The organism is Micromonospora sp. L5, assembly GCF_000177655.2.
Taxonomy (GTDB): Bacteria; Actinomycetota; Actinomycetes; order Mycobacteriales; family Micromonosporaceae; genus Micromonospora; species Micromonospora aurantiaca.
The window spans coordinates 6,459,817-6,474,115 of record NC_014815.1 but is presented as its reverse complement, the minus strand read 5'-3'; the positions used below and the strand labels follow the sequence as shown (position 1 = coordinate 6,474,115).

General features: G+C 75.6%; 1 protein-coding gene (cut by a window edge). It reads left to right on the top strand.

What is annotated here, in order from left to right; genetic code table 11:
• Positions 1-14,299, top strand: partial view of a type I polyketide synthase gene (locus ML5_RS29320; protein WP_013477277.1) — the end only. It extends 15,515 nt beyond the left edge of the window; 14,299 of the gene's 29,814 nt are visible here — the last part of the coding sequence; its start codon lies off the left edge, out of view; its stop codon occupies positions 14,297-14,299.

The following is a 14,299-nucleotide window of genomic DNA, read 5'->3' as shown; positions in this document are numbered from 1 at the left end:
GATCTCGCCGCGTGAGGCTCTGGCGATGGATCCGCAGCAGCGGTTGCTGCTGGAGGCGTCGTGGGAGTCGTTCGAGTCGGCGGGGCTGGACCCGCAGCGGTTGCGGGGCAGCCGGACGGGTGTCTTCGCCGGTGTCATGTACCACGACTACGCCTCCCGCCTGATGGACCTGCCGCCGGACGCCGAGGGCTTCGTCGGCACGGGCACGTCGGGCAGCGTGCTGTCCGGTCGGGTCGCCTACACCTTCGGGTTGGAGGGCCCGGCCGTCACCGTCGACACGGCCTGCTCGTCCAGCCTCGTCGCGCTGCACCTCGCCGCGCAGGCGTTGCGTTCCGGTGAGTGCGACCTGGCGTTGGCCGGTGGTGTGACGGTGATGGCGACGCCGGGGACGTTCATCGAGTTCTCCCGGCAGCGGGGCCTGTCGGCCGACGGCCGCTGCAAGTCGTTTGCGGCGTCGGCCGACGGCACCGGCTGGTCCGAGGGCGTCGGCGTGCTGCTCGTGGAGCGGCTGTCGGACGCGCGGCGCAACGGGCACCGCGTGCTGGCGGTGGTACGTGGCTCGGCCGTGAATCAGGACGGTGCGTCGAACGGTCTGACGGCGCCGAACGGTCCGTCGCAGCAGCGGGTGATCCGGCAGGCGCTGGCGAACGCCCGCCTGACTCCGGCGGACGTGGACGCCGTCGAGGCACACGGCACGGGTACGACGCTGGGTGACCCGATCGAGGCGCAGGCGTTGCTGGCGACGTACGGGCAGGAGCGTCCGCAGGATCGGCCGTTGTTGCTGGGGTCGGTGAAGTCGAACATCGGGCACACGCAGGCGGCTGCGGGTGTGGCTGGTGTGATCAAGATGGTGTTGGCGATGCGGCACGGCGTCGTCCCGGCGACGTTGCATGTGGACGAGGCGTCGCCGCATGTGGACTGGTCGGCGGGGGCGGTGGCCCTGGCCACCGAGCCCACTCCGTGGCCGCGGGTGGACCGTCCGCGTCGGGCGGCGGTGTCGTCGTTCGGCATCTCCGGCACGAACGCGCACGTGATCATCGAGCAGCCGCCCGCTGAGACGATCGAGGGTGAGGTCGTCGCCGGCGACGTGCCGCCGGTCGTACCGGTGCTGCTGTCGGCCCGCGACGCCGCCGCGCTGTCGGCGCAGGCGGGCCGGTGGGCGCGCTGGCTGACCGCCGACGAGGCCCCGCGTCCGCTGGACGTGGCCTGGTCCTCCGTCACCACCCGACCCGCGCTGGAGCACCGGGCGGTCGTCACCGCCGCCGACCGGGACGACCTGGTCGCGGCGTTGACTGCCCTCGCCGACGGCGACCCCACCGGTACGGTCGTCTCCGGCGCCACCGGCCAGCGCGGCCGGCTCGCCCTGCTCTTCTCGGGCCAGGGCGCGCAGCGCGCCGGGATGGGCCGGGAGCTGTCGGCCGGGTTCCCGGTGTTCGCCGCCGCGCTGGACGAGGTGTGCGGACACCTCGACCCGCTGCTGCCGCGTCCGTTGCGGGAGGTGCTGTTCGCGTCTGCGGGTTCCGCCGAGGCGGAGCTGCTGGACCAGACGGTGTTCACGCAGGCCGGGTTGTTCGCGGTCGAGGTGGCGCTGTTCCGCCTGGTGGAGTCGTTCGGGATCGTGCCGGACATGCTGGCTGGTCACTCGATCGGTGAGGTGACGGCCGCGTACGTGGCCGGGGTGTTGTCCCTGGCCGACGCGTGCGCTCTCGTGGCCGCGCGGGGTCGGTTGATGCAGGCGTTGCCCACGGGCGGCGGCATGCTGGCCGTGGCCGCTGACGAGGCCGCAGTGGTCGAGTCGATCGCCGGGCTCGCCGACCGGGCAGGCGTCGCTGCGGTCAACGGACCCACCGCAGTGGTGGTGTCCGGTGCCGTCGAGGCCCTCGACGAGGTGGAGCGGCACTGGCGCGACCGGGGTGTGCGCACTCGCCGTCTCATGGTGAGCCACGCGTTCCACAGCCCGCTGATGGAGCCGATGCTCGACGAGTTCCGCACGGTCCTGGACGGGTTGACGTTCTCCGCGCCGCTGCTGCCGGTCGTGTCGAACGTGACCGGGGCCCTGGCCGGGGACGAGATCCGCACGGCCGACTACTGGGTGCGGCACGTGCGCGACGCCGTGCGTTTCGCCGACGGGATCACCGCCCTGAGGGCCGCCGGTATCGACACGTTCCTGGAGGTCGGGCCGCAGAGCGTGCTGACCGCGATGGCCGCTGACGTGCTGCCCGGCGACGACGCCGTGCTGGCCGTCGCGGTGCAGCGCCGGGACCGTCCGGAGGCGCACGCGCTGCTGCACGCCCTGGCGGAGCTGCACGTGCACGGCGTGCCGGTGACCTGGCAGTCGTGGTTCGCGGACACCGGCGCGCGCCGCGTCGACCTGCCGACGTACGCCTTCCAGCACCAGCGCTACTGGCCCACCGCCGGCCGGGCGCGTACGGGCGACGTGTCCGGGGCCGGGCTCGGCCGCACCGGGCACCCGCTGCTCGGCGCGACGGTGGACCTGGCCGGCGACGACGAGATGGTGCTGACGGGCCGGCTCTCCCTGGCCACGCACCCGTGGCTGGCCGACCACACGGTCTCCGGGCTGACGCTGGTGCCGGGCACCGCCCTGGTCGAGCTGGCGGTGCGGGCCGGCGACGAGGTGGGCCTCTCCCGGCTGCGGGAGCTGACCATGGCCACCCCGCTGGCCCTCCCCGGAACGGGAGGCGTACGGATCCAGGTGCGGGTGTCCACGTCGGAGTCGCCGCAGCGTCCCGTCGCCGTCTACTCCCGCCCCGACGACGATCCCGAGGCGGGCTGGACCCGGCACGCGGAGGGCGTGCTGGAGCCTTTCACCGCCGACGAGCCGGACCCGGTCACCTGGCCCCCCGCCGGCGCGGCGGAGGTGGACCTGGCGAGCTGGTACCCGACGCTGGCGGAACACGGCCTGACGTACGGGCCGGCCTTCCAGGGGCTCCGGCGTGCCTGGACCGGCGGCGACGAGGTGTACGCCGAGGTGGTCCTGCCGGACGACGCGACGGAGGCCGCCGGGTTCGGCGTGCACCCGGCGCTGCTGGACGCCGCCCTGCACCCGATCGGGCTGCTGCTGGTCGGCGAGGAGTCGGGCGGGCCACGGGTGCCGTTCGCGTTCGAGGGCGTGCAGGTGCACGCCTCGGGAGCGGGGGCGCTGCGGGTACGCCTGACCCGCGACGGCTCCGGGCTGCGGCTGGCCGCGTACGACGAGGTGGGCGCGCCGGTCGTGTCGGTGGACTCCCTCGCCCTGCGGGAGCTGACCGGCGTGGCCGCGCCGGGCGTGGCCACGCGGTCGCTGTTCGAGCTGCGATGGCCGGCCGTGGAGGCCGCGCCCGCCGGGGAGCTTTCCGGCTGGGCGCTGGTGACCGGCGGCCGGGAGCTGCCGGCACCCGTCGGAATGCCCACGTACCCCGACGTGGCGACGGCCGCGGGGGAGGAGTCTGTCCCCCGGACGCTGCTGCTGCCGGTGTTCCCCGCGCCCGGGTCGGCGACGGCGGAGTCGGTCCGGGCGGTGACCTCGGACGTGCTGGCGACCGTGCAGTCCTGGCTCGCGGCGGATGCCCTGGCGGACTCGCGGCTCGTGGTGGTGACCCGGGGCGCGGTGTCCGTCGGGGACGACGACCGGGTGACCGACCTGGCCGGCGCGGCGGTGTGGGGTCTGCTGCGGTCGGCGCAGTCGGAGCACCCGGGCCGCATCGTGCTCGCGGACGTCGACGGCGACCCGGATGCCGCGCTGATGGCCCTGCTGGACGGCGTCCTGCGGGAACCGACCGCGACCGGCGGCCAGTTGGCCGTCCGCGGGGGTGCGGTGCACTCGCCGCGCCTGGTCCGGGCCGGCATCACGGCGGCGGAGACGCCGGCCGTGGGTGACGGTGCGGTGCTGGTCACCGGCGGTACGGGTGCGCTCGGTGCGCTGGTCGCGGAGCACCTGGTGTCGGTGCACGGCGTGCGGTCTCTCGTGCTGGTGTCGCGGCGCGGCCCGGAGGCCGCCGGTGCGGGCGAGCTGTCGGAGCGGCTGTCTGCGTTGGGTGCGTCTGTGCGGGTCGTTGCCTGTGACGTGACGGACCGGGACCAGGTGTTCGGTCTGGTGGCCGAGGTGGCCGCCGAGGGTCGGCTGGCAGGTGTGGTGCACACCGCTGGTGTGTTGGACGACGGTGTGGTGGAGGGGCTGACGGCGGAGCGGTTGGCGGGGGTGTTGGCGCCGAAGGTGTCGGCGGGTTGGTTCCTGCACGAGGCGACGGCGTCGCTGGATCTCGACTTGTTCGTGGTGTTCTCGTCGGTGGCTGGTGTGCTGGGTTCGCCGGGTCAGTCGGCGTACGCGGCGGGCAACGCCTTCCTCGACGGGCTTGCGGTCCACCGGCGGCAGCTCGGGTTGCCTGCGGTCAGCCTGGCGTGGGGGATGTGGGACACGGCAGGCATGGCCGCCTCGATCGACGAGGCGGACCGGGCGCGGTCCGCGCGGGCGGGTCTGACGCCGATGAGCGCCGAGATCGGGCTGGAGCTGTTCGACGCCGCGCTGGGCGCCGACCGGGCGGTCCTCGTACCGGCCGTGATCGACGTGCCCGCGCTGCGGGCGGCGACCTCCGGCGGCCCCGTGCCGGCCGTGCTGCGCACCCTGATCGGCGTGACCGGCACCCGCCGCCAGGCAGGGCAGGGCGGTGGCGGCTGGGCCGACCGGCTCGCCGGGCTGACCGAGGACGAGGGCCGCGCCCAGGTCGACGTGCTGGTGCGGGGTCTGGTCGCGCAGGTGTTGGGGCACGGTGGCGCGGAGTCGGTGCCGGCGGACCGGGCGTTCCGGGAGTTGGGCTTCGACTCGCTGACGGCGGTGGACCTTCGTAACCGGTTGAACGCGGCCACCGGGCTGCGGCTGGCCTCGACGCTGGTCTTCGACTACCCGACCCCGGCCGTGCTCGCCGACCACCTGTGGTCGGAGTTGGCCGGGGTGCGCCAGTCGACCGCCGGCCCGGTCGCCGGCCCGGTCGTCGGCACCGACGAGCCGATCGCGATCGTGGGCATGGCCTGCCGCTACCCGGGCGGGGTGGAATCCCCCGACGAACTGTGGGGGCTGCTGGCCGGCGGCGGCGACGGGATCTCCGAGTTCCCGGCGGACCGGGGCTGGGACCTGGAGTCGCTGTTCGACCCGGACCCGAACCGCAGCGGTACGTCGTACACGCGCCACGGGGGTTTCCTGTACGGGGCGGCGGAGTTCGACCCGGGCTTCTTCGGGATCTCGCCGCGTGAGGCTCTGGCGATGGATCCGCAGCAGCGGTTGCTGCTGGAGGCGTCGTGGGAGTCGTTCGAGTCGGCGGGGCTGGACCCGCAGCGGTTGCGGGGCAGCCGGACGGGTGTCTTCGCCGGTGTCATGTACCACGACTACGCCTCCCGGCTCATGGACCTGCCGACCGAGGTGGAGGGCTACGTCGGGACCGGCACCTCCGGCAGCGTGCTGTCCGGTCGGGTCGCCTACACCTTCGGGTTGGAGGGGCCGGCGGTCACAGTGGACACGGCGTGCTCGTCGTCGCTGGTGGCGCTGCACCTCGCCGCGCAGGCGTTGCGGTCGGGTGAGTGTGATCTGGCGTTGGCCGGTGGTGTGACGGTGATGGCGACGCCGGGGACGTTCATCGAGTTCTCCCGGCAGCGGGGCCTGTCGCAGGACGGCCGCTGCAAGTCGTTTGCGGCGTCCGCCGACGGCACCGGCTGGTCCGAGGGCGTGGGTGTCCTGCTGGTGCAACGGCTCTCCGACGCCCAGCGCGAGGGCCGAAAGATCTACGCCGTGGTGCGTGGCACGGCCGTGAACCAGGACGGTGCGTCGAACGGTCTGACCGCGCCGAACGGTCCGTCGCAGCAGCGGGTGATCCGGCAGGCGCTGGCGTCGGCGCGGCTGTCGCCGTCCGATGTGGACGTGGTCGAGGCGCACGGTACGGGTACGACGCTGGGTGACCCGATCGAGGCGCAGGCCGTCCTGGCCACGTACGGGCAGGACCGGCAGGGGCGGGAGCCGTTGTGGCTCGGCTCGGTCAAGTCGAACATCGGGCACACGCAGGCTGCTGCGGGTGTGGCTGGTGTGATCAAGATGGTCATGGCGATGCGGCACGGCCTCGTGCCGGCGACGCTGCACGTGGACGAGCCGTCGCCGCATGTGGACTGGTCGGCCGGGGCGGTGGCCCTCGCGACCGAGCCCACCCCGTGGCCGGCGGTGGACCGTCCGCGTCGGGCGGCGGTGTCGTCGTTCGGGATCTCCGGCACGAACGCGCATGTGATCATCGAGCAGCCGCCGGCTGAGACGATCGAGGGCGAGATCGTCGCCCGCGACCTGCCGCCGGTCGTACCGGTGCTGCTCTCCGCGCGCTCCGACGCGGCCCTGGCCGGCCAAGCGGGCCGGTGGGCGCGCTGGCTCGCCGCCGACGAGGCCCCGCGTCCGCTGGACGTGGCCTGGTCCTCCGTCACCACCCGGCCCGCGCTGGAACAGCGCGCCGTCGCCGTGGTGGCCGACGGCAACGACCTGCTCACCGCGCTTCGGGCCCTCGATGCGAGCGAGCCCTCCGGGACCGTCGTGACCGGCTCCACCGCCGTACGCGGCCAGCTCGCGCTGCTGTTCTCGGGCCAGGGCGCGCAGCGCGCCGGCATGGGCCGGGAGTTGTACGCCGGGTTCCCGGTGTTCGCGACCGCGCTGGACGAGGTGTGTGGACACCTCGATCCGTTGCTGCCGCGTCCGTTGCGGGAGGTGCTGTTCGCGTCGTCGGGTTCCGCCGAGGCGGGGTTGCTGGATCAGACGGTGTTCACGCAGGCCGGGTTGTTCGCGGTCGAGGTGGCGTTGTTCCGTCTGGTGGAGTCGTTCGGGGTCGTTCCCGACGTGGTGGCTGGTCACTCGATCGGTGAGGTGACGGCGGCGCATGTCGCGGGCGTGTTGTCCCTGGCCGACGCGTGTCAGCTTGTCGCCGCGCGGGGTCGGTTGATGCAGGCGTTGCCCACGGGCGGCGGCATGCTGGCCGTGGCCGCTGACGAGGCCGCAGTGGTCGAGTCGATCGCCGGGCTCGCCGACCGGGCAGGCGTCGCTGCGGTCAACGGACCCACCGCAGTGGTGGTGTCCGGTGCCGTCGAGGCCCTGGACGAGGTGGAGCGGGCCTGGCGGGACCGAGGTGTGCGTACCCGCCGGCTCACCGTCAGCCACGCGTTCCACAGCCCGCTGATGGAGCCGATGCTCGACGAGTTCCGCACGATCCTGCACGGCCTCACCTTTGCCACGCCGCTGCTGCCGGTCGTGTCGAACGTGACCGGGGCCCTGGCCGACGCCGACGAGATCCGCACGGCCGACTACTGGGTGCGGCACGTCCGCGACGCCGTGCGCTTCGCCGACGGGATCACCGCCCTGAAGGCCGCCGGTATCGACACGTTCCTGGAGGTCGGGCCGCAGAGCGTGCTGACCGCGATGGCTGCCGACGTGCTGCCCGGCGACGACGCCGTGCTGGCCGTCGCGGTGCAGCGCCGGGACCGTCCGGAGGCGCACGCGCTGCTGCACGCCCTGGCGGAGCTGCACGTGCACGGCGTGCCGGTGACCTGGCAGTCGTGGTTCGCGGACACCGGCGCGCGCCGCGTCGACCTGCCCACGTACGCCTTCCAGCACCAGCGCTACTGGCCTGAGGGTACGCCCACGAGGCAGGCCGCCCCGGAGGGCGGCGACACCGAGTTCTGGGCCGCCGTCGAGCGCGGCGACCTGGCCGCCCTCGCCGCCGAACTCGGCGGCGACACCGAGGACCTGGACGCGCTCGGCCCGGCCCTGCCGCTCCTGGCGCGCTGGCGTCAGCACCGGTCGCGCGACACCGCCCTCGACGGGTGGTCGTACCGGATCGGGTGGGAGCCGGTACGGCCGGCCCCGGCGACCCGGCTGTCCGGGCGGTGGCTGGTCGTCACCGTCGACAGCGGTGCCGACGCGGGCGTGGCGAAGACCCTCACCCAGGCGGGCGCCCGGGTGGACACGCTCACCGTGTCGTCCACCCTCGCCCGCGCCGAACTGGGCGAGCGACTGGGCCGGATCAGCGGGGACGGCTGGGCCGGGGTGCTCTGCGTGCTGCCCCGCCAGGACCGGCCCCTGGCGGACACCCCGGCGGTGCCCGCCGGCACGGCGGTGCTGCTCACCCTTGTCCGCGCGCTGACCGACACCGGCCTGGCCGGAAGGGTGTGGGCGCTCAGCCGTACCGCGATGCCGGTCACGGCGGGGGAGCGGGCCGGCGACGTGTGGGCGGCGCTGGCGTGGGGCCTGGGCCGGGTCGTCGCCCTCGAACAGCCGGACCGCTGGGGTGGCCTGGTCGACCTGCCCGACCGCGCCGACCGCGGCGCCCGCGCCGGGCTCGTCGCGGTCCTCGCCGACGGCACCCTGGACCAGGTGGCCGTCCGCCGCAACGGCCTCTTCGGCCGGCGGCTGGTGCCGGCCGCGCCGCCCGCGGGTGCGGGTTGGCGGCCCGCCGGGACGGTGCTGGTGACCGGTGGTACGGGCGCCTTGGGTCGGCATGTGGCGCGCTGGTTGCTGGCGAACGGGGCGGCCGAGGTGGTGCTGGCGTCGCGGCGGGGTCCGGCGGCTCCGGGCGCTGCGGAGCTGGTGGCGGAGCTGGGCGCGGTGCGGGTGGTGGCGTGCGACGTCACCGATCGGGCCGCGGTCGAGGCTCTGGTCTCCGGGCTGCCGGAGCTGACCGCCGTCGTGCACACCGCCGGGGCGTCCGGCGGCACCGCCGCAGCGCACGAGGTGACCGACGGCGAGCTGTCGGAGACCCTGGCCGGCAAGGTGCTCGGCGCCCTGCACCTCGACACCGCCTGCCGGGGTCGGGACCTCGACGCGTTCGTGGTCTTCTCCTCGGTCGCCGGTGTCTGGGGCGGCGGCGGGCAGGCCGGCTACGCGGCCGGCAACGCCCTGCTCGACACCCTCGTAGCCGCCCGCCGGGCGAAGGGCCTGCCCGCCACCGCGCTGGCGTACGGCCCGTGGGCGGAGGACGGCATGGCCGCCGGGGAGACCGCGGACGGCCTGCGCCGCCGCGGGTTCAGCCCGCTCGCGCCCGACGCCGCCGTCGCGGCGCTCGGCCGCTGGGTGAACGCCCCCGAGGCGGCCCCGGTGATCGTGGACGTCGACTGGTCCCGGTTCGTCACGGCGTTCACCGCCGCACGGCCGAGCCACCTCTTCGACCGGGTCGCCCCCGCCGTCGCCGGGGAGCCGCAGCGGCCGGAGAACACCGCCGCGACCGACGGGCTGCGCAACCGGCTCGCCACGCTGCCGGCGACCGGCCAGGAGGCGCTGCTGGTCGACCTCGTCCGCGCGGAGGCGGCGGCCGTGCTCGGCCACCCCACCACCGACCAGGTGCCGGCCGGCCGGGCGTTCCGCGAGCTGGGCTTCGACTCCCTCGCCGCCGTGCAGCTGCGGGACCGGCTGGGCCGGGTCACCGGCCTGACCCTGCCGTCGACAGTGGTCTTCGACCACCCCTCGGCGGCGGAACTGGCCCGCTTCCTGCGTACCGAAATCGTGGTCGGCGCGGACGGCGGCCCGGCTGCCGGCGGCGCGACCGCGGCCCGGCCCGCGGCCGACGAGCCGATCGCGATCGTCTCCATGGCCTGCCGCTTCCCGGGCGGGGTGTCGTCGCCGCAGGAGCTGTGGCGGCTGCTGGCCGACGGAGTGGACGCGGTCACGCCGATGCCTGCCGACCGGGGCTGGGACCTCGACGCCCTGTTCGACAGCGACCCGGAGCAGGTCGGCACCAGCTACACCCGCAGCGGCGGGTTCCTGCACGACGTCGCCGGCTTCGACGCCGCGTTCTTCGGGATCAACCCGCGCGAGGCCCTCGCCATGGACCCGCAGCAGCGGCTGCTGCTGCACACCACCTGGGAGGCCTTCGAACACGCCGGCATCGACCCGCACCGGGTACGCGGCTCCGCCACCGGCGTCTTCATGGGCACCAACGGGCAGGACTACGCCACGCTGCTGCTGGGCGCCCGAGCCCAGGTGGAGGGCTACCAGGCGACCGGCAACGGCGCGTCGGTGGTCTCGGGCCGCCTGGCGTACTCGTTCGGGCTGCACGGCCCGGCGGTCACCGTCGACACGGCCTGCTCGTCGTCGCTGGTGGCCCTGCACCTCGCCACGCAGGCGCTGCGCAGCGGCGAATGCGACCTCGCGCTGGCCGGCGGCGTGACGGTGATGTCGACGCCGGGCGCGTTCCTGGAGTTCTCCCGGCAGCGCGGCCTCGCCGCCGACGGGCGGGTCAAGGCGTTCGCCGAGGCCGCCGACGGCACCGGCTGGGGCGAGGGCGTCGGCGTCCTGCTGCTCCAGCGGCTCTCCGACGCCCAGCGCGACGGCAACCGGATCCTCGCCGTCGTACGGGGCAGCGCCGTCAACTCCGACGGCGCGAGCAACGGCCTCACCGCGCCGAACGGGCCCGCGCAGCAGCGGGTCATCCGGCACGCGCTCGACAACGCCGGCCTCACCCCCGCCGACGTGGACGTCGTCGAGGCGCACGGCACCGGCACCACCCTCGGCGACCCGATCGAGGCGCAGGCCCTGCTGGCCACGTACGGCAGGGACCGGACCGCCGACCGGCCGCTGTGGCTCGGGTCGGTGAAGTCGAACATCGGCCACACCCAGGCCGCGGCGGGCGCCGCCAGCCTCATCAAGATGGTGCTGGCCCTGCAGCACGAGGTGCTGCCGAAGACCCTGCACGTCGACGCGCCGACCCCGCACGTCGACTGGTCCTCCGGCACGCTGGCGCTGCTCACCGAGGCACGACCGTGGACCACCACGGAAGGGCCGCGCCGGGCGGGCGTCTCCTCGTTCGGCATCAGCGGCACCAACGCCCACGTCATCCTGGAACAGGCCCCGGACCGTCCGGAGCCGGTCTTCCCCGACGGGGACCGTCCCGCGGCGATCCTGCCGTGGCCGGTCTCCGCCGCCGACCTGCCCGCGCTGCGCGAGCAGGCCGGCCGGCTGGCCGACCGCGCCGCGACGGGCGACGACCCCGCCGACCTGGTCGCCTGGGCGCTCGCCGACGGCCGGGCCCACCTCGGCCGGCGGGCCACAGTGGTGGCCGCCGACCGGGCGACCCGAACGGCCGCGCTGCGGGCCCTGGCCGCCGGGGAGGAGCACCCCGCGGTGGTCACCGCCCGGCGACGCGGCGGCGGCCTCGCCGTCCAGTTCTCCGGCCAGGGCGCCCAGCGCCCCGGTGCCGGCCGCCGGCTGTACGACACGTTCCCCGTCTTCGCGGCGGCCCTCGACGAGGTCTGCGCGGTCCTGGACCACCAGCTGCCGCAGCCGCTGAAGCCGGTGCTGTTCGCGGCCGAGGGCAGCGCCGAGGCGACGCTGCTCGACGAGACGGTCTTCACCCAGGCGGGGCTGTTCGCGCTGGAGGTGGCCCTGTTCCGGCTGGTCGAGTCGTTCGGGGTGGTGCCCGGGCACGTTGCCGGGCACTCCATCGGCGAGATCACCGCCGCTCACGTCGCCGGCGTGCTGTCCCTCGCCGACGCCGCCACGCTGGTGGCCGCCCGGGGCCGGCTCATGCAGGCCCTGCCCGCCGGGGGCGGGATGCTCGCCGTCGCCGCCGACGAGGCGGCCGTCGTCGAGTCCCTGGCCGGGCTGGGCGACCGGGTCGGCGTCGCCGCCGTCAACGGCCCCACCGCCGTGGTCCTCGCCGGGGCCCTCGACGCCCTCGACGGGCTGGAACGGCTCTGGCGGGAACGCGGCGTACGCACCCGCCGGCTGCGGGTCAGCCACGCGTTCCACAGCCCGCTGATGGAGCCGATGCTGACCGATTTCCGAGCCGTCCTCGACGGACTGACGTTCGCCGCGCCGCTGCTGCCGATCGTGTCGAACCTGACCGGGCGGCTCGCCGAGCCCGACGAGATCCGTACGCCCGGCTACTGGGTGCGCCACGTCCGGGAGGCCGTCCGGTACGCCGACGGGATCGCCGCGCTGCGCGACGCGGGCGTGGACACCTTCCTGGAGCTCGGACCGCAGGCGGTGCTGACGGCGATGACCGCCGGCCTGCTCCCCGACGCCGACGACGGCACGGCCGTGGCGGCGCTGCGCGCAGGCGCCGACGAGCCGGCCGCCCTGCTCGCCGCGCTGGCCGTCGTGCACGGCACCGGGCGCGACGTCGACTGGGCGGCGGTGCTCGCCGCGCTGGCCGGCCCCCGCCCGGATCGCCGGCTGCTGCCCGAGCTGCCGACGTACGCGTTCCGGCCGCAGCGCTACTGGCCGACCCTCGACACGTTGCCGGCACCGGCCGCCGACGACCCGGTCGACGACGCGTTCTGGCGGGCCGTCACCGACGGCGACCTGGGCCGCCTCGGCCTCGACCCGGACCAGCCGATGCGCGAGCTGCTGCCGGAACTGGAGTCGTGGCGGCGCCGCCGGCAGCTCGACGGCACCCTGGCCGGCTGGCGGTACCGGGTCACCTGGGAACGCCGGGCGCTGACCGTCGCCGACCCCGGCACGTGGCTGGTGGTGGCCCCGCCGCACCAGGTCACCGAGCGGGTGCTCGCCGCCCTCACGGCCGGAGCCGCGACGGTGCACCTGCTGACCGTCGACCCGGCCACCGTCACCCGCGACGGTCTGACCGCCGACCTCGACCGGCTCGCCGCCGCGCACCAGCCGACGGCACTGCTGTCCCTGCTGGCGCTGGACGAGGCGCCGCACCCGGAGCAGTCCGCGCTGCCGACCGGCCTGGCGGCGAACCTGCTGCTCGTGCAGGCGCACACCGGCCGCTCCGGCCCGGCCGTGCCGCTGTGGCTGGCCACCACCGGCGCGGTCGCCGTCGGCGGGGAAGCGGTCGTGCACCCGACGCAGGCCACGACCTGGGGCCTCGGCCTCGTCGCCGCGCTGGAGCACCCCCGGCACGTCGGCGGAGTCGTCGACCTGCCGGCGGACCCGGCCGAGGCGGCGTACGCGGCCCTGGCCGGGGCCCTGGTCAACGTCGACGGTGAGGACCAGCTCGCCGTCCGGGAGGCCGGCGTGCACACCCGGCGGCTGGTCCGCGACACCGGGCTGCCGGCGGCGGGCGACGGCTACCGGCCGAACGGCACCGTCCTGCTCACCGGCGGGACCGGCCCCCTCGCCCGGCACACCACCGACTGGCTGGGCCGCCACGGCGCCGAGGTGCTCCCGCTGGCCGAGCCGGCCACGGGCAAGCTCGGCGACCTGATGGAGCGGCTCGCCGCCGAGGAACGGCCGGTGACCGCGCTCGTGCACGTCCCGGCCGAGACCGGCTCGGTGCCGCTGACCGAGCTGACCCTCGCCGCCCTGGCCGCCGACCTGGCCGCCACCGTCGGCGACGTCCCGAGGTACGCCGACGAGCTGGCCCACCGCCCGCTCGACGCGTTCGTGCTGTGCACCTCGACCACTGGGGTGTGGGGCGCGGGCGGCCGGGCCGGCCAGTCCGCCGGCGACGCGCTGCTGCACGCGCTCGCGGCGAGCCTGCGCCACGGGGGACTGGCGGCCACCGCCGTGGCGTGGGGCCCGTGGCGCGACGATCCCGAGTCGGCGGAGCAGACGCAACTGCGCCGGCGGGGCCTGCCGGGCCTGCCCCCGGAGCTGGCCGTCGAGGCGTTCGGGCAGGCGCTGCGCGCGCAGGGGGCGCTGATCGTCGCCGACGTGCGCTGGGACCGGTTCGTGCCGACGTTCGCGTCGATGCGGCAGTGCCCGCTGCTGACCGGGGTCCCGGAGGCGGGCGCGGCGATGCCCGCCGACGACGAGCGCCGGCCGGCCGACGACGAGGCGGCGACCGCGCTGCGGGAGCGGCTGCGTCCGCTGAGCCCCGCCGACCGCGAGGGCGTCCTCGTCGACCTCGTGGGCGGCCTGGCGGCGACCGTGCTCGGCCACGGCGGCGACGCGGGGCTGGAGCCCGACCGGGCGTTCCGCGAGGTCGGCTTCGACTCGATGACGGCCGTGGAGCTGCGCAACCGGCTCCGCGCCGCCACCGGCGTCCACCTGCCCGCCGCCGTGGTGTTCGACTACCCCACGCCGGCGGCCCTCGCCCGGCACCTGCGCGACCGGCTCGCCGAGGACGGCGCCGCCGCGGCGGCGCCGCTGCTCGCCGAGCTGGAACGGCTCGACGGCGCCTTCGCGGCCGAGGCGCCGGACCGGCTGACCCGGCAGAAGCTGCTGGTGCAGCTGCAGGCGTTCGTCGCCCGGTGGGGCGACGACCGTGGTCCCGCCGAGGAGAAATCGGCCACGCACACCCTCGACGACGCCACCGACGCCGAGATCTTCGATTTCATCCACCGCGAGCTGGGTGGCCCCGGCGGCAATTTGCCAGGAATCTAG